This window comes from Pseudomonas sp. LBUM1660 (assembly GCF_059695935.1).
On the sequence record NZ_CP166795.1, the window covers coordinates 1,392,366 to 1,410,333 of the forward strand.

16 protein-coding genes are annotated in these 17,968 nt (G+C 58.3%); 14 read left to right on the plus strand and 2 right to left on the minus strand.

The annotated features are described in order from the left end of the window. Positions 1–58 precede the first annotated feature (58 nt). Entirely contained in the window at positions 59–2,761 is a 2,703-nt protein-coding gene (locus tag ACA068_RS06450; RefSeq protein WP_497308509.1) for a [protein-PII] uridylyltransferase, read from the minus strand. Positions 2,762–2,811: 50 nt separating this feature from the next. After that, entirely contained in the window at positions 2,812–3,594 is a 783-nt protein-coding gene (map, locus tag ACA068_RS06455) for a type I methionyl aminopeptidase (RefSeq protein WP_010462836.1), read from the minus strand. A gap of 373 nt (positions 3,595–3,967) precedes the next feature. Here map and rpsB point away from each other — a divergent pair, with 373 nt between their 5' ends. The 14 genes from rpsB (at position 3,968) to lpxB (ending at position 17,967) form a co-directional block, all read left to right on the plus strand. Then, positions 3,968–4,705: a 30S ribosomal protein S2 gene (gene rpsB / locus ACA068_RS06460; RefSeq protein ID WP_003219330.1), complete on the plus strand. Its 738-nt coding sequence runs from the start codon at positions 3,968–3,970 to the stop codon at positions 4,703–4,705. 192 nt (positions 4,706–4,897) lie between these two features. Further along, positions 4,898–5,761 (plus strand): translation elongation factor Ts, encoded by an 864-nt coding sequence (gene tsf / locus ACA068_RS06465; RefSeq protein ID WP_033056302.1) that lies wholly within the window; start codon positions 4,898–4,900, stop codon positions 5,759–5,761. Between the two features lie 211 nt (positions 5,762–5,972). Beyond that, positions 5,973–6,716 (plus strand): UMP kinase, encoded by a 744-nt coding sequence (pyrH, locus tag ACA068_RS06470; RefSeq protein ID WP_048719949.1) that lies wholly within the window; start codon positions 5,973–5,975, stop codon positions 6,714–6,716. Beyond that, complete coding sequence (gene frr / locus ACA068_RS06475; protein WP_403104918.1) at positions 6,713–7,270, plus strand: ribosome recycling factor; 558 nt, start codon at positions 6,713–6,715, stop codon at positions 7,268–7,270. Before pyrH ends, frr begins: the two co-directional genes overlap by 4 nt. Before the next feature lie 13 nt (positions 7,271–7,283). Next, the gene (uppS, locus tag ACA068_RS06480; protein ID WP_497308511.1) at positions 7,284–8,039 is read left to right on the plus strand and encodes a polyprenyl diphosphate synthase; all 756 of its coding nucleotides are present in this window, start codon (positions 7,284–7,286) and stop codon (positions 8,037–8,039) included. Next, positions 8,039–8,845, plus strand: coding sequence for a phosphatidate cytidylyltransferase (locus ACA068_RS06485; protein ID WP_497308513.1), 807 nt, complete (start codon positions 8,039–8,041; stop codon positions 8,843–8,845). The genes uppS and ACA068_RS06485 overlap by 1 nt, the downstream gene beginning before the upstream one ends. Then, positions 8,842–10,032 (plus strand): 1-deoxy-D-xylulose-5-phosphate reductoisomerase, encoded by a 1,191-nt coding sequence (ispC, locus tag ACA068_RS06490; RefSeq protein ID WP_497308514.1) that lies wholly within the window; start codon positions 8,842–8,844, stop codon positions 10,030–10,032. Before ACA068_RS06485 ends, ispC begins: the two co-directional genes overlap by 4 nt. A gap of 54 nt (positions 10,033–10,086) precedes the next feature. Continuing rightward, positions 10,087–11,439, plus strand: coding sequence for a sigma E protease regulator RseP (rseP, locus tag ACA068_RS06495; RefSeq protein ID WP_497308516.1), 1,353 nt, complete (start codon positions 10,087–10,089; stop codon positions 11,437–11,439). 74 nt (positions 11,440–11,513) lie between these two features. Next, positions 11,514–13,904, plus strand: a complete 2,391-nt coding sequence (bamA, locus tag ACA068_RS06500) for an outer membrane protein assembly factor BamA (RefSeq protein ID WP_497308518.1) — start codon at positions 11,514–11,516, stop codon at positions 13,902–13,904. A 45-nt stretch (positions 13,905–13,949) separates the two neighbouring features. After that, entirely contained in the window at positions 13,950–14,453 is a 504-nt protein-coding gene (locus tag ACA068_RS06505; protein WP_010462812.1) for an OmpH/Skp family outer membrane protein, read from the plus strand. A 3-nt stretch (positions 14,454–14,456) separates the two neighbouring features. Then, positions 14,457–15,512, plus strand: coding sequence for a UDP-3-O-(3-hydroxymyristoyl)glucosamine N-acyltransferase (gene lpxD / locus ACA068_RS06510; protein WP_497308520.1), 1,056 nt, complete (start codon positions 14,457–14,459; stop codon positions 15,510–15,512). Between the two features lie 108 nt (positions 15,513–15,620). Further along, positions 15,621–16,061 carry a 3-hydroxyacyl-ACP dehydratase FabZ gene (gene fabZ, locus ACA068_RS06515; protein WP_008154051.1) on the plus strand — a complete coding sequence of 147 codons (441 nt, stop codon included), beginning with the start codon at positions 15,621–15,623 and terminating at the stop codon, positions 16,059–16,061. Further along, on the plus strand, positions 16,058–16,834 hold the full coding sequence (gene lpxA, locus ACA068_RS06520; protein ID WP_131059164.1) for an acyl-ACP--UDP-N-acetylglucosamine O-acyltransferase: 777 nt from the start codon (positions 16,058–16,060) through the stop codon (positions 16,832–16,834). Before fabZ ends, lpxA begins: the two co-directional genes overlap by 4 nt. 2 nt (positions 16,835–16,836) lie before the next feature. After that, the gene (gene lpxB / locus ACA068_RS06525; protein ID WP_497308522.1) at positions 16,837–17,967 is read left to right on the plus strand and encodes a lipid-A-disaccharide synthase; all 1,131 of its coding nucleotides are present in this window, start codon (positions 16,837–16,839) and stop codon (positions 17,965–17,967) included. Position 17,968 lies beyond the last annotated feature (1 nt).

The window sequence follows — 17,968 nt, forward strand, 5'->3', positions numbered from 1 at the left end:
AACGGGGGATAAATCCCCTCGCCACAAAAGCTCTATCCCACAGGGAAAGTTGGTTAGTTCAAATACTCAAACGCGACAGTTTGATATCCGGTTCATGACTGACGCTCAGCTGTTCGACGATTGCATCCTGCAAGCGGCTGCACAGTAATGGGTCGGACAACGGCTGGTTGTTCGCGTCGGTGATGAAGAACACGTCTTCCACGCGCTCGCCCAGGGTGGCGATCTTGGCGTTCTGCAGCGACAAGTCGAATTCCAGGAAGATTGTGCCGATGCGCGCGAGCAGGCCCGGGCGATCGGGCGCGCTAAGTTCCAGCACCGTCACCGGACGCTGCGCGTCGTTGTGGATCGTCACTTGAGGCGCAAATGCAAAATGCTTGAGCTGGCGCGGCACGCGGCGCTGGATGATGGTCGGGTAGTCGTCCGGATTGCGCAGGGCTTCGGTCAGGCCGTCGCGGATCTGTTTGACCCGCGTCGGGTTATCGCCAATCGAGTCGCCGTCAGCGTCGAGCACGATGTAAGTGTCGAGGGTGAACTGGCTGCTGGACGTGATGACCCGGGCGTCGTGAATGTTCAGGTTGAGCTGGTCCATCGCGGCCACGGTCACGGCGAAGAAGTCATGCTGGTCAGGTGCATAGATGAAGATCTGCGTACCGCCTTCGAATTCGCGCTGGGTGGTTTCCTTGATCAGCACCAACGGCCCGCCATCAGCCGGTTGCTGGAGGATCGCGTCACTGTGCCAGGCGACGTCGCCGGCAGTGTGACGCAGAAAGTAGTCATCGCCCAGTTGCGACCAGAGCTGTTCCACATCGTCCGGATCGGTGCCGCCGCGCACCAGGATGTCCAACGCTGCGCTTTGGGTCTGGCGGATCTGCATTTCGCGGTCCACCGGGTTTTCCAGGCCACGGCGAAAGGCGCGCTTGGTCTCGGTGTAGAGCTGGCGCAAGAGGCTGGCGCGCCACGAGTTCCACAGGGTCGGGTTGGTGGCGTTGATGTCGGCGACGGTCAGTACGTACAGGTAGTCGAGACGGGTTTCGTCGCCGACGGCCTGGGCGAAATCGTGGATCACCTGCGGGTCGGACAAGTCCTTGCGCTGGGCGGTGGTCGACATCACCAGGTGGTTCTGCACCAGCCAGACGATCAGGCGGCTGTCCCACACCGGGAGTTGGTGGCGCTGGCAAAAGGCTTCGGCATCCACAGCACCGATTTCCGAGTGGTCGCCATGCCGGCCCTTGCCGATGTCGTGGTACAGGCCAGCCAGGTAAATCAGCTCGGGTTTGGGCAACTTGGCCATGAGCTTGCTGGCCAGCGGGAATTTTTCCGACACCTGGGTGTACTGCAACTTACGCAGGTGCTTGATCAGATTCAGGGTGTGGGCGTCGACCGTATAGATGTGAAACAGGTCGTGCTGCATCTGCCCGACGATAAAGCCGAACTCCGGCAAATAACGCCCGAGGATGCCGTAACGGTTCATGCGGCGCAGGTTGCGGTGGATGCCGATCTTGCACTTGAACAGCTCGATGAACAGGCTGGTATTGCGAATGTCGTTGCGGAAATCGTCGTCGATCAGGTAGCGGTGCTCGCGCAGCAGACGAATGGTATCGGCGCGCACGCCTTTGATTTCCGGTTGCTGGGCCATCAGCACGAAGATCTCGAGCATGGCGAACGGTGTGCGACGGAACACGTTGTCGTTACGCGCTTCGATATAGCCATCGTGCAGCTGGAACCGCGAGTTGATCGGCTGCGGCGGCGCTTCGTCTTCCGGGGCGAGGATGACTTCTTCGAAGTGCTGGATGATCAGGTCGCTGAGCTGGGCAATGCTCATGACCACCCGGTAATACTGCTGCATGAAGTTTTCGATGGCTTGCTTGGCGTCATCGCCCTCGAAACCCAGCAGCCCGGCAATCGAGCGCTGGTGGTCGAACAGCAAGCGATCTTCGGAGCGACCGGCAAGCATGTGCAGCGCGTACCGGACCTTCCACAAAAACTCCTGGGACGAGGCGAGCAGGGCGTTCTCGCTTTCGACCAGGAAACCTTCACCGGCCAGAGCTCGCAGGTTCAGGGTGCCGTATTCGCGACGGGCCACCCACAGAATCGTCTGAATGTCCCGCAGGCCGCCGGGCGATCCTTTGACGTTGGGTTCCAGGTTGTATTCGGTGTCGTTGTATTTGTGGTGACGGGCCTTTTGCTCGGCGCGCTTGGCCAGGAAGAAGTCCTTGCTCGGCCACATGTGCGCGGTGCTGGTGACGTCAAGCATGCGCTGGCGCAAACGCTCGGGGCCGCAGATGGTGCGGCTTTCCATCAGGTTGGTGACAACCGTCAGGTCGGCGCGGGCTTCAATGGCGCATTCGTCCACCGAGCGCACGCTCTGGCCGACTTCCAGGCCGATGTCCCACAACAGCGTCAGAAAACGCTCGATGGAATCACGGAATACTTCGTGATCGGCGCTGTCCAGCAGGATCAGCAGGTCGATGTCGGAATAAGGGTGCAACTCGCCGCGACCGTAGCCGCCGACCGCGACCAGCGCGATGTCGGCGTCTTCGCTCCAGTTGAATTGCTCCCAGGCCTTTTGCAGGATGTTATCGACGAACCAGGCGCGATCCTCGATCAACCGGCGAATGTCCCGGCCGCTGCGAAAGCGCCCGTCGAGCACCTCGCGGGCCTGGCGGATCGCCTTCTTGAAGGCCGCGATCGGGCTTGCCTTCAGGGCCAGTTCAGCCTGGAACTGGCCGCGGTCGAAGAGTTCGGGATCCACCTGCGGCATCGATTGGCTTTCCTATCTATCTATAAGGTTGGGAGCTGCCTGGGGGCGGATCAGGCCGAAACGCGCGGGATGGTGTCATCGGCGCGCAAGGTGAATATTTCGTAACCGGTCTCGGTCACCAGCAGGGTGTGCTCCCACTGGGCCGACAACTTGCGGTCCTTGGTGATCGCGGTCCAGCCGTCACCCAATACCTTGGTGTCAGCCTTGCCCTGGTTGATCATCGGCTCGATGGTGAAGGTCATGCCCGCTTTCAGCTCCATGCCGGTGCCGGCGCGGCCGTAATGCAGGATTTGCGGCTCTTCGTGAAACACTTTGCCGATGCCATGACCACAGAACTCGCGAACCACCGAGAAACCGTTCTTTTCAGCGTGTTTCTGAATGATTTCACCAATGTCGCCCAGGCGGCAGCCGGGTTTGACGATTTCGATGGCCTTGTACATGCATTCCTGAGTCACTTGCGACAGGCGCTCGGCCCAGACCGGCACGCTGCCGACGTGGAACATGCGGCTGGTGTCGCCGTGGAAACCGTCCTTGATGACGGTGACATCAATGTTCAGGGTGTCGCCATCCTTCAGCGGCTTCTCGTTCGGGATGCCGTGGCAGACCACGTGGTTGATCGAGGTGCAGATCGACTTCGGGTAGCCTTTGTAGTTGAGCGGGGCCGGGATGGCTTTCTGCTCGTTGACGATGTAGTCGTGGCAGATGCGGTCCAGTTCTTCGGTGGTGATACCCGGCTTGACATGTTCGGCAATCATTTCCAGCACATCGGCGGCCAGTTTGCCGGCGACACGCATCTTTGCGATGTCCTCGGGGGTTTTGAGGGTGACGGTCATACAGGCTCTCTCTGCGCTCGATGGCGCTTGCTGAAACGAAATGGGCATTGCGCGATCGATCTTCGCGGCCCTGAAAAACGCGATTCTAACAGACGATCAGCGCAAATCTGAGCCTCTGTGCATCGCTTCTCTCTATAGATTGGCGCATTCTTGGGCGATTCCAAGTGCGCGGTTGAAGTCGCGCACCAGGAATTGAGAATCCGGGTTCCGTTTTTTTCAGTCCTGTGATATAAAATGCGCCGCTTTCCGGGGATACCCCGAAAGGCTTAAATCCACACACGTGTCGACACGATGACCTGGGTGCCTTCAGCTGATGCTGCTGGTTGGTCATTGGGATACGTGGAGGCCAAACCCGACTTATTAAGGAACTATCATGTCCCAAGTCAACATGCGCGATATGCTGAAGGCCGGTGTGCACTTCGGTCACCAGACCCGTTACTGGAACCCGAAAATGGGTAAGTACATTTTCGGCGCGCGTAACAAGATCCACATTATCAACCTTGAAAAAACCCTGCCAATGTTCAACGAAGCTCTGACTTTCGTAGAGCGTCTGGCCCAGGGCAAAAACAAGATTCTGTTCGTCGGCACCAAGCGTTCCGCTGGCAAGATCGTTGCTGAAGAAGCAGCACGTTGCGGCTCGCCTTACGTCGATCACCGCTGGTTGGGCGGCATGCTGACCAACTTCAAAACCATCCGTGCTTCCATCAAGCGTCTGCGTGACCTTGAAGTGCAAGCCGAAGACGGTACTTTCGCCAAGCTGACCAAGAAAGAAGCGCTGATGCGCACTCGTGATCTTGAGAAGCTCGATCGTTCCCTGGGTGGTATCAAGGACATGGGCGGTCTGCCAGACGCACTGTTCGTTATCGACGTTGATCACGAGCGCATCGCGATCACCGAAGCCAACAAGCTGGGCATCCCGGTAATCGGCGTAGTCGATACCAACAGCAGCCCGGAAGGCGTTGACTACATCATCCCAGGCAACGATGACGCAATCCGCGCTATCCAGTTGTACATGGGTTCGATGGCTGACGCTGTTATCCGCGGTCGCAACCACGTTGCTGGCGGCACCGAGCAGTTCGTTGAAGAAGCTCCGGTAGCAGCAGCTGAGTAATTGACGCCTTGGCGTTGACTCAGTAAGCAAAAAGGGGGCTTGGCCCCCTTTTTGCCACCTCGGAAACCGTTTGTCGGTAGCGCAGCTACAGCTTCTGTAACGTGCAGCGACTTACAAAGGTGTTTCGGGAAGAATTGAACGCCCGTTCGATCGGGTGGAATGGTTGATAACCTATCCAAGAGGATTTTTGAAATGGCAGAGATTACTGCAGCGTTGGTTAAAGAACTGCGTGAGCGTACCGGCGAAGGCATGATGGATTGCAAAAAGGCCTTGACCAAGGCCGGCGGCGACATCGAAAAAGCCATTGATGACATGCGTGCTTCCGGCGCTATCAAGGCTGCCAAGAAAGCAGGCAACGTCGCTGCTGAAGGCGCAATCGCTCTGAAAGAAGACGGTAAATCCGCCGTTCTGCTGGAAGTGAACTCGCAGACCGACTTCCTGGCTTTGCAGGATGACTTCAAGGCATTTGTCGCTTCCAGCGTTGAAAAAGCGTTCGCTGACAAGCTGACTGACGTTGCTCCGCTGATCGCCGCTCAAGAAGCCGATCGTCTGGTCCTGGTCGGCAAGGTTGGCGAAAACGTCAACATTCGTCGCCTGGCTCGTGTTGAAGGTGACGTTGTTGGTGGTTACCTGCACGGCAACAAGATCGGTGTTGTGGTTGCCCTTAAAGGCGGCAGCGTTGAGCTGGCCAAAGACATCGCCATGCACGTAGCGGCGACCAACCCTGAATTCCTGCTGCCATCGGAAGTTTCCGCTGAAGCGGTTGAACGCGAGAAGGGCGTTTTCCTGACCCTCAACGCTGACAAGATCGCTGGCAAGCCAGAAAACATCGTTGAAAACATGGTCAAAGGCCGTATCAGCAAGTTCCTGGCTGAAGCGAGCCTGGTTGAGCAGGCGTTCGTCAAGAACCCTGAAATCAAGGTTGGCGAACTGGCTAAGAAAGCCGGTGCTGAAATCGTCTCCTTCACCTACTTCAAAGTAGGCGACGGCATCGAGAAGCCGGTCGACAACTTCGCTGAAGAAGTTGCTGCCCAGCTGGCTGCCGCCAAGCAATAAGACGGTTTTTTAACTGTCGCCCTGAAGAGGCTGCCCGCTTACGCGCGCAGCCTCTTTTCAGATGGGGCACCAATTTTTAATTGGTTTCCCTTTGGAACTGGCTTACAAAGCCATGTTCCGATGGCGCTGAAGCAGCGCCAAGCTAGAGTGAACAGCCAGCTGTAAACAGCTAGCAAAGAATTTTTAAAATACGCCGCAGGAGAGATTCGCAATGGCTCAGCAGGGCAGTGGTTATCAGGCTCGCTATAAACGCATTCTACTCAAGCTTAGCGGCGAGGCCCTGATGGGGTCCGAAGAGTTTGGGATCGATCCCAAGGTGCTGGATCGCATGGCGCTGGAAGTCGGACAACTGGTCGGCATCGGTGTTCAGGTCGGTCTGGTGATCGGCGGTGGCAACCTGTTCCGCGGTGCAGCGCTGAGCGCGGCCGGCATGGATCGGGTCACCGGCGACCACATGGGCATGCTGGCCACTGTGATGAACGCCCTGGCCATGCGAGACGCCCTGGAACGAGCCAATATCACCGCTATCGTGATGTCGGCTATTTCCATGGTCGGCGTAACCGATCACTATGATCGGCGCAAAGCCATGCGCCACCTGGATGCCAAGGAAGTTGTGATTTTTGCTGCCGGTACCGGCAACCCGTTCTTCACCACCGATTCGGCAGCTTGTCTGCGCGGCATCGAAATCAACGCGGACGTGGTGCTCAAGGCCACCAAGGTTGATGGTGTTTACACCGCTGACCCATTCAAAGACCCGCATGCCGAGAAGTTCGATCATCTGACTTACGATGAAGTGCTGGATCGCAAGCTGGGCGTGATGGATCTGACGGCCATTTGCCTGTGTCGCGACCACAAGATGCCGTTGCGCGTCTTTAACATGAACAAGCCCGGCGCCCTGCTGAACATCGTACATGGCGGCGCTGAAGGAACCCTGATCGAGGAAGGCCAACAATGATCAATGAAATCAAGAAAGACGCTCAAGAGCGCATGAAAAAATCCGTTGAATCGCTGGCGCACAACTTCGGCCGCATTCGTACCGGCCAGGCGCACCCAAGCATTCTTGAAGGCGTGATGGTGCCGTATTACGGTTCAGACACGCCGATCAAGCAGGTGGCGAACATCACGGTCAAAGACGCCCGTACCCTGCAAGTCGTTGCCTTTGAGCGCAACATGCTCGGTGCCGTCGACAAGGCGATCGGCAGTGCAGGTCTGAACCTCAACCCGACCAACCTGGGTGAGTTGCTGTTGATCTCCATGCCGGCCCTGACCGAAGAAACCCGCAAGGGCTTCACCAAGCAGGCTCGTGACGTCGCTGAAGATGCCCGTGTTGCCGTGCGCAACATCCGTCGCGATGCCAACAGCTCGCTGAAGGATCTGGTCAAGGAAAAAGAAATCAGCGAAGACGAAGAGCGTCGCGCCACTGGCGAGATCGACGATTTGACCAAGAAGTACGTGGCTGAAATCGACGCGAATCTGGCGCAGAAAGAAAAAGACCTGATGGCCGTATAAGGGTCGCGTTTTCATGGAAAAGACTAAGCAGACTGCGCCGTCCGCGGTGCCGCGCCATGTCGCGATCATCATGGATGGTAATAATCGCTGGGCGAAAAAGCGCTTCATGCCCGGTGTCGCCGGTCATAAAGCGGGCGTCGATGCGGTTCGCGCAGTGATCGAGGTGTGTGCCGAGGCCGGGGTCGAGGTCTTGACCCTGTTCGCCTTTTCCAGTGAGAACTGGCAGCGCCCGGCCGATGAAGTCAGTGCCTTGATGGATCTGTTCTTCAAGGCGCTGCGTCGCGAGGCCAAGCGCCTCAATGACAACAACATCAGTCTGCGCATCATCGGTGATCGTTCGCGCTTTCATCCCGAGCTTCAGGTCGCCATGCGTGAAGCCGAGGCGATGACCGCCGGCGCGAACCGCTTTGTCTTGCAGATCGCCGCCAACTACGGCGGTCAGTGGGACATCGCGCAAGCCGCGCAGCGTCTGGCGCGGGAGGTTCAGGCCGGGCATCTGCGTCCGGAGGACATCACCCCGGAGCTGTTGCAGACCTGTCTGGCCACCGGCGATCTGCCGTTGCCGGACTTGTGCATCCGCACCGGTGGCGAACACCGCATCAGTAACTTCCTGCTCTGGCAACTGGCTTATGCCGAGTTGTACTTCTCCGACCTGTTCTGGCCGGACTTCAAACACGACGCCATGCGTAACGCGCTGGCCGATTTCGCTTCTCGCCAGCGCCGCTTCGGTAAAACGAGCGAGCAGGTCGAGGCTGGAGCCCGGTTTTAATGCTTAAACAACGAATCATCACTGCGCTGATCCTGCTGCCGATCGCTTTGTGCGGGTTTTTCCTGCTCGAGGGTACAGGCTTCGCGCTGTTCATCGGGTTGGTCGTGACCCTCGGCGCATGGGAGTGGGCTCGCCTGGCAGGCTTCAACGCCCAGCCGATTCGCGTGGGCTACGCGGTTGGGGTCGCCTTGATGCTGTTTGTCATGCACATCCTGCCGGGGCTCGCGCCCTGGGTACTGGGCGCTTCGGTGCTCTGGTGGGGCGTGGCGACGTATCTGGTGCTGACTTATCCGCGTTCCAGCGAGCACTGGTCCAGCGCCGCCTGCAAGCTGGTGATCGGTTTGCTGATCCTGCTGCCAGCCTGGCAGGGTCTGGTCCAGATCAAGCAGGAACCCTTGGGTAACTGGTTGATCATGGCGGTGATGGTGCTGGTCTGGGGTGCCGATATCGGCGCGTATTTTTCCGGCCGGGCCTTTGGCAAGCGCAAGCTGGCGCCGCAGGTCAGTCCTGGCAAGAGCTGGGAAGGCGTGTACGGCGGCTTGCTGCTGAGTCTGTTGATTACGGCGATCGTTGGATTTGTGCGCGACTGGAGTTTCGTGCAAATGCTGATGGGCCTGATCGGTGCGGCAGTGATCGTCTTCATCTCGGTCGTGGGCGACCTCACCGAGAGCATGTTCAAACGTCAATCGGGGATCAAGGACAGCAGTAACTTGCTGCCGGGCCACGGCGGTGTGCTGGATCGCATCGACAGCCTGACGGCCGCGATCCCGGTATTCGCCGTGTTGTTGTGGATGGCTGCACCGTGAGCCGTCCACAACAGATTACCGTTCTGGGGGCGACCGGTTCGATCGGTCTGAGCACCCTCGACGTGATCGCTCGCCATCCCGAGCGTTATCAAGTGTTCGCCTTGAGCGGTTTTACTCGCCTGAGTGAGCTGCTGGCTTTGTGCGTGCGCCATACGCCGCAGTTTGCCGTCGTACCGGAAGCGGGCGCTGCCCGAACCTTGCAGCACGACTTGCGCGCCGCAGGCCTGTCGACCCGCGTGCTGGTTGGGGAAGAGGGGCTGTGTCAGGTGGCTTCCGACCCTGAGGTCGATGCGGTCATGGCGGCCATCGTTGGCGCGGCGGGCTTGCGTCCGACCCTGGCGGCGGTCGAGGCAGGCAAGAAGATCCTGCTGGCCAACAAAGAAGCGCTGGTCATGTCGGGTGCGCTGTTCATGCAGGCCGTGCGCAAAAGCGGTTCGGTGCTGCTACCGATCGACAGCGAGCACAACGCGATTTTTCAGTGCATGCCACAGGATTTCGCCCGTGGGCTTGGCGCGGTGGGCGTGCGTCGGATTCTGCTGACAGCCTCTGGTGGTCCGTTCCGACAGACGCCGATGGCCGAACTGGCGCATGTTTCCCCTGAGCAAGCGTGCGCTCATCCGAACTGGTCCATGGGTCGCAAGATTTCTGTCGATTCGGCCAGCATGATGAACAAAGGGCTCGAGTTGATCGAAGCCTGCTGGCTGTTCGACGCCAAGCCGTCCCAGGTCGAAGTGGTGATTCATCCTCAGAGCGTGATTCATTCGCTGGTCGACTATATCGATGGTTCGGTGCTGGCGCAGTTAGGCAATCCGGACATGCGCACGCCGATCGCCAACGCCCTGGCCTGGCCGGAGCGCATCGATTCGGGTGTGGCGCCGCTGGATCTGTTTGCCATCGCGCGACTGGATTTCGAGGTGCCCGATGAAGAGCGTTTCCCTTGCCTGCGCCTTGCGCGTCAGGCCGCTGAAGCGGGCAATAGTGCTCCGGCCATACTTAATGCAGCGAATGAAGTGGCTGTCGCGGCGTTTCTCGACGGGCGGGTTCGCTACCCGGAAATCGCGAGTATCATCGAGGAAGTGTTAAACCTCGAGCCGGTCGTTGCGCTGGATGATCTCGAGGCGGTGTTTACGGCCGACGCGAAAGCGCGAGTACTCGCCGTGCAATGGTTGAACCGTCACGGGCGGTAAGTGCTGCAATACGTTGGCCCCATGCGGCACTGGATAGGATTGCGGAGAAAGTAGATGAGCGCGCTCTATATGATTGTCGGCACCCTGATTGCATTGGGCGTGCTGGTCACCTTCCACGAGTTCGGCCATTTCTGGGTCGCACGTCGCTGTGGGGTCAAAGTGCTGCGCTTCTCCGTAGGCTTTGGCATGCCGCTGCTGCGCTGGCACGACAAGAAAGGCACCGAGTTCGTGGTGGCTGCCATTCCGTTGGGCGGCTATGTGAAGATGCTCGACGAGCGCGAGGGCGAAGTGCCGGCCGATCAGCTCGATCAATCCTTCAATCGCAAATCGGTCCGTCAGCGCATTGCCATCGTGGCGGCCGGGCCGATTGCCAACTTTCTATTGGCAATGGTGTTTTTCTGGGTGTTGGCCATGCTCGGCAGCGAGCAGGTGCGGCCAGTCATCGGCGCGGTCGAGTCCGGTAGTATCGCCGCCAAGGCCGGTCTGGGTGCTGGTCAGGAAATTATTGCCATCGATGGCGAGCCAACGTCCGGTTGGGCCGCAGTCAATCTGCAACTGGTTCGTCGTCTTGGCGAGAGCGGTTCTCTTCAATTGCTGGTGCGTGAGCAGGGCTCCACGGCGGATTCACCCCGTGAGCTGATGCTGGATAAATGGCTCAAGGGGGCTGACGAACCGGATCCGATTCGTTCGCTGGGTATTCGTCCTTGGCGTCCAGCGTTGCCGCCCGTATTGGCTGAACTTGATTCGAAAGGGCCGGCACAGGCTGCGGGCCTGAAGACCGGTGATCGGCTGTTGGCGCTGGATGGCAAGTCACTCGATGACTGGCAGCAGGTGGTCGACACGGTCCGTATGCAACCGGATACCAAAATCATGCTGCGCGTTGAGCGTGATGGTGCTCAAATCGACGTCCCTGTGACCTTGGCCGCTCGCGGCGAGAGCAAGGCGCCCACCGGTTATCTGGGGGCAGGGGTGAAGGCGGTCGATTGGCCACCAGAGATGATTCGTGAGGTCAGTTATGGCCCGGTGGCCGCAATTGGCGAGGGTGCTCGACGCACCTGGACCATGAGCGTACTGACCCTCGATTCGCTCAAGAAAATGTTGTTCGGCGAGCTCTCGGTAAAAAACTTGAGTGGACCGATAACCATTGCTAAAGTGGCGGGCGCTTCTGCCCAGTCGGGTGTCGCTGATTTCCTGAATTTCCTTGCTTATCTGAGTATTAGCTTGGGGGTTCTGAATTTGTTGCCCATTCCTGTACTGGATGGGGGACATTTGTTGTTTTATCTGATCGAGTGGGCGCGTGGTCGTCCCTTGTCGGATCGGGTGCAGGGTTGGGGGATACAGATAGGTATCAGTTTGGTGGTCGGGGTGATGTTGCTTGCTCTGGTCAATGATTTGAGCCGTCTGTAACACTTCGCTGAATTGCGAATCTGCCGCATTTTGCGGCAGTTTGTTTATTGCCAGTTGGAATAAGAAAGGACTTCATGAAACGTCTGCTGCTAACTGCGGTTCTCACCGTATTGATGATCGCCGAAGTTCACGCCGAGTCCTTCACTATCTCTGATATTCGCGTCAATGGCCTCCAGCGGGTCTCCGCGGGTAGCGTCTTTGGTGCTTTGCCGTTAAACGTCGGTGAACAGGCGGATGATCGTCGCCTGGTGGAATCCACTCGTGCGCTGTTCAAAACCGGGTTCTTTCAAGATATCCAGCTGGGTCGCGATGGCAACGTCCTGGTCATCACGGTAGTCGAGCGTCCGTCGGTCGCCAGTATCGAGATCGAAGGTAACAAGGCGATCTCTACTGAAGACCTGATGAAGGGCCTCAAACAATCCGGTCTGGCCGAAGGCGAGATCTTCCAGCGCGCCACCCTCGAAGGTGTGCGTAACGAACTGCAGCGCCAATATGTCGCTCAGGGTCGCTACTCGGCCACCGTCGACACCGAGGTGGTGCCGCAGCCGCGTAACCGCGTCGGCCTGAAGGTCAACATCAATGAAGGCACCGTTGCGGCTATCCAGCACATCAACGTGGTGGGTAACACGGTCTTCCCTGACGAAGACCTGATCGACCTGTTTGAATTGAAGACCACCAACTGGCTGTCGTTCTTCAAGAACGATGACAAGTACGCCCGTGAAAAACTGTCCGGTGACCTGGAGCGTCTGCGCTCCTACTACCTGGACCGTGGCTATATCAACATGGATATCGCTTCGACCCAGGTGTCCATTACCCCTGACAAGAAACACGTCTACATCACCGTCAACGTCAACGAAGGCGAGAAGTACACCGTTCGTGACGTCAAGCTGAGCGGCGACCTGAAAGTCCCTGAAGACCAGGTCAAGTCCCTGCTGCTGGTTCAGAAAGGCCAGGTGTTCTCGCGCAAGCTGATGACCACCACGTCCGAGCTGATCACCCGTCGCCTGGGTAACGAGGGTTACACCTTCGCCAACGTCAACGGCGTGCCTCAGCCGCACGATGAAGATCACACGGTAGACATCACGTTCGCCGTCGATCCGGGCAAGCGTGCTTACGTCAACCGCATCAACTTCCGTGGCAACACCAAGTCCGAAGACGAAGTGCTGCGCCGTGAAATGCGTCAGATGGAAGGCGGTTGGGCTTCGACCTACCTGATCGACCAATCCAAGACCCGTCTTGAGCGTCTGGGCTTCTTTAAAGAAGTCAACGTCGAAACCCCGGCTGTACCGGGTGTCGATGACCAGGTTGACGTGAACTACAGCGTTGAAGAACAGGCTTCCGGTTCGATCACCGCCAGCGTCGGTTTCGCCCAGAGCGCCGGTCTGATCCTCGGTGGTTCGATTACCCAGAACAACTTCCTGGGTACGGGTAACAAGGTCAGCATCGGTTTGACCCGCAGTGAATACCAGAGCCGCTATAACTTCGGTTATGTCGACCCGTACTGGACTGCTGATGGCGTGAGCCTGGGTTACAACGCTTTCTATCGCACCACCGACTACAAAGACCTCGATGTCGACGTAGCCAGCTATGCCGTAGACAGCCTGGGTGCTGGCGTCAACGTCGGCTACCCGATCAGCGAGACTTCGCGTCTGACCTTCGGCTTGACTGCACAACAGGACAAGATCAAGACCGGTCAATACACCGTCGACGAGATTTTCGACTTCGTTAACCGTGAAGGCGATAACTACCTGAACTTCAAGGCGTCTGCCGGCTGGTCCGAGTCGACGTTGAACAAAGGCGTACTGGCGACCCGCGGCCATTCCCAGAGCTTGACGCTGGAAACCACCACGCCGGGTAGCGACCTGTCGTTCTTCAAACTTGATTATCGTGGTCAGCTGTTCCAGCCAATCACTGAAAACTACACCGTTCGCCTGCATACCGAACTGGGTTATGGCGACGGCTACGGTTCCACCGATGGCTTGCCGTTCTATGAAAACTACTATGCTGGTGGTTTCAACTCGGTTCGTGGCTTCAAGGACAGTACCCTGGGTCCGCGCAGTACACCTAGCCGTGGTCAAGCTGTAACGGGTAACACTGGTACGCTTGCCGACCCGGACCAGGATCCGCTGCCGTTCGGTGGTAACGTCTTGATGCAGGGTGGTGTCGAGTTACTGTTCCCGCTGCCATTCGTCAAGGATCAGCGTTCCCTGCGTACTTCGGTATTCTGGGACGTGGGTAACGTATTCGATTCCAAGTGCGACAAAACGACGAACGCAAATGTCGGTTCGACCTCTCAAACAGAGTGTAACGAAATCAGCCTGAGCAACGTCGCGAGTTCCGTCGGTGTGGGCGTGACCTGGGTTACCGCACTGGGTCCTCTGAGCTTCGCGTTGGCTATGCCGATCAAGAAACCGGATGAAGCTGAGACTCAAGTGTTCCAATTCTCTCTTGGTCAGACGTTCTAAGCGTTTGCCTCAAAATAACGACAATGGATTTTGTAGGAGTGCATCGTGCGTAAGTTGACTCAATTGGTTCTCCTGGCAACCGTACTGGTAGCAGGTCCGGCTTTTGCCGACATGAAAATCGCCGTTCTGAACTATCAGATGGCCCTGCTGGAATCCGACGCGGCCAAGAAATATGCTGTGGATGCCGAGAAGAAGTTTGGCCCGCAACTGTCCAAACTCAAGACGCTGGAAAGCAGCGCCAAAGGCATCCAGGACCGTCTGATGGCTGGCGGCGACAAGATGCAGCAAGGCGAGCGTGAACGCCTTGAGCTCGAGTTCAAGCAAAAGGCCCGTGACTTCCAGTTCCAGTCCAAGGAACTGAACGAAGCCAAAGCCGTTGCCGACCGTGAAATGCTGAAGCAGCTCAAGCCGAAACTGGACAGCGCTGTGGAAGAAGTCATCAAGAAAGGTGCTTTTGACCTGGTCTTCGAGCGTGGCGCAGTGATTGATGTCAAACCTCAGTACGACATCACTCGCCAGGTTATCGAGCGCATGAATCAGCTGAAGTAATCCATGACAGCGACTATAAAGCTCGGCCAGTTGGCCGAGTTCCTCGGCGCCACGCTACGTGGCGACCCGGAGAAAGAAATTACTGGGCTAGCCACTTTGCAAGAGGCTGGCCCAGCTCAGTTGAGCTTTCTCGCAAACCCCCAATACCGTAAATACCTGGCCGACAGCCGGGCCGCAGCCCTGTTGCTGAAGGCCGCTGACGCTGAAGGTTTTGCCGGCGATGCATTGGTGGTGCCTGATCCGTATCTGGCCTACGCGCGTATTTCCCATCTGTTCGATCCCAAGCCCAAGGCGCCGGCCGGTATTCACCCGACAGCGGTAGTGGCCTCGGACGCAGTGGTTGATCCAGCGGCGAGCATCGGTGCCTTTGCGGTGATCGAAAGCGGCGCGCGTATTGGTGCCGGTGTGACCGTGGGGGCGCATTGCTTCATCGGTGCCCGTAGCGAAATCGGCGAAGGCGGCTGGCTGGCCCCGCGGGTCACGCTGTACCACGACGTGCGCATCGGCAAGCGGGTAGTGATTCAGTCCGGTGCCGTGCTGGGTGGCGAAGGCTTCGGCTTTGCCAACGAGAAAGGTGTCTGGCAGAAAATCGCCCAGATCGGCGGTGTATTGGTCGGTGATGATGTGGAGATTGGCGTGAATACCGCTATCGATCGCGGAGCGCTGGCCGATACCGTATTGGGTAACGGTGTGAAGCTCGACAATCAGATTCAGATCGCCCACAACGTACAGGTCGGTGATCACACTGCCATGGCCGCGTGTGTGGGGATCTCCGGCAGCACCAAAATCGGCAAGCATTGCATGCTCGCCGGTGGTGTAGGGCTGGTGGGGCATATCGAAATCTGCGACAACGTGTTTATCACCGGGATGACCATGGTGACCCACTCGATTACCGAAAAGGGTGCCTATTCTTCCGGTACGGCGATGCAACCAGCCGCCGAATGGCGCAAAAGCGCGGCCCGTATCCGTCAGCTCGATGACATCGCGCGACGTCTGCGACAGCTGGAAAAGCGTGTAGGGGACGTGACCCCTGACGGTAATGCTTCATCAGATGGCTGATACCATTTCCATATCAAGTGTGCACAGCCGCTAGACTGCCTCCTTGATTTGCTAGAGGGGCGCGCGTCAGTCGCGCGCTCCCAATCTTTACATAGGCTTCCCCCCGAAATGATGGACATCAACGAGATTCGCGAATACCTGCCTCACCGTTACCCGTTCCTGCTGGTGGATCGGGTCGTGGATCTGGATGTGGAAGGCAAGCGCATTCGCGCCTACAAGAATGTCAGCATCAACGAACCCTTCTTCAATGGTCACTTCCCCGCGCATCCAATCATGCCGGGCGTATTGATCATCGAAGCGATGGCTCAAGCTGCCGGTATCCTTGGCTTCAAAATGCTCGACGTGAAGCCTGCCGACGGCACGCTCTACTACTTCGTCGGCTCCGACAAGCTGCGTTTCCGCCAGCCCGTCACTCCAGGCGACCAATTGATCCTCGAAGCCCGCTTCATCAGCTGCAAGCGTCAGATCTGGAAGTTCGAGTGCCAGGCTTCGGTCGATGGCAAACCAGTCTGCTCCGCTGAAATCATCTGCGCGGAACGCAAACTATGAGTTTGATTGACCCTCGCGCAATCATCGATCCGACGGCCGTTCTGGCCGAAGGTGTCGAGGTCGGCCCTTGGTCGATCGTCGGCGCTGGTGTGGAAATCGGCGAGGGGACAGTGATCGGGCCGCATGTGATTCTCAAGGGCCCGACCCGAATCGGAAAGCACAACCGGATCTACCAGTTTTCTTCGGTAGGCGAGGACACGCCCGATCTGAAATACAAAGGCGAAGAAACACGTCTGGTTATCGGTGACCACAACGTCATCCGTGAAGGCGTGACGATTCACCGCGGGACCGTTCAGGATCGTTCGGAAACGACCCTGGGCGATCACAACCTGATCATGGCCTATGCCCACATCGGCCACGACAGCGTAATCGGCAACCACTGCATTCTGGTCAATAACACCGCGTTGGCGGGCCATGTGCACGTTGAAGACTGGGCGATCCTGTCCGGTTTTACCCTGGTTCACCAGTATTGCCACATCGGCGCCCACAGCTTTTCCGGCATGGGTACCGCCATCGGCAAGGACGTTCCAGCTTACGTTACGGTGTTCGGCAACCCCGCCGAAGCCCGCAGCATGAACTTCGAAGGCATGCGTCGTCGTGGTTTCAGTGAAGATGCGATCCACGCCCTGCGTCGTGCCTACAAGGTGGTTTACCGCCAGGGCCTGACGGTTGAGCAGGCACTCGCCGAATTGGCCGAACCTTCGGACCAGTTCCCTGAAGTCGCGGTGTTTCGTGATTCCATCCAGTCTTCGACCCGCGGCATCACACGTTAATCATGGCTAATCTGCGTATTGCGCTGGTGGCGGGTGAGGCTTCCGGTGACATTCTGGGCGCGGGCCTCATGCGCGCCCTCAAGGCTCAGCATCCGGCAGTGGAGTTCATCGGTGTCGGTGGTCCGCTGATGCAGGCCGAGGGCCTGACTTCGTATTTCCCGATGGAACGTCTTTCGGTCATGGGCCTGGTGGAAGTGCTGGGCCGCTTGCGCGAGCTGCTGGCACGCCGCAAGAAGCTGGTTGCCGATCTGATCGCCGAGAAGCCGGACGTGTTCATCGGTATCGATGCCCCGGACTTCAACCTCAATATCGAACTCAAGCTGCGTCAGGCCGGGATCAAGACCGTGCATTACGTCAGCCCTTCGGTGTGGGCGTGGCGGCAGAAGCGGGTGCTGAAGATTCGCGAAGGCTGCGACCTGATGCTGACGCTGTTTCCGTTCGAAGCGAAGTTCTATGAAGAGAAGGGGGTCCCGGTGCGGTTTGTCGGGCATTCCCTGGCTGATGCGATCCCGCTTGAAGCCGATCGCGCCGCCGCGCGAACAGAACTCGGTTTGCCGGACGGGCCGCTGGTTGCGCTGATGCCGGGCAGCCGTGGCGGTGAAGTCGGCCGTCTCGGTGCATTGTTCCTCGATACCGCCCAACGCCTGCGGGCCTTGCGCCCCGGCGTTCGGTTCGTCATGCCTTGCTCCAGCCCCGAACGCCGCGCGCAGCTTGAAGAGTTGCTGGCCGGCCGCGATCTGCCGCTGACCCTGCTCGATGGCAAATCCCATCTGGCCCTTGCAGCCTGCGACGCCGTGTTGATTGCCTCCGGCACAGCGACCCTTGAGGCGTTGTTGTACAAGCGGCCGATGGTGGTCGCTTATCGCCTGGCGCCGCTGACGTTCTGGATTCTCAAGCGCATGGTGAAAAGCCCCTACATCTCGCTGCCGAACCTGTTGGCCCAGCGTCTTTTGGTGCCCGAGCTGCTGCAGGACGATGCGACGGTCGACGCCCTGGCCAAGACCTTGTCGCCGCTGATCGAAGGGGGCGAAGAACAGACCCGTGGCTTCGACGAAATCCACCGGACCTTGCGTCTGGATGCCTCCAACCAGGCGGCGGATGCCGTGCTGAAACTGATTGGCCAAGTGAAATGAG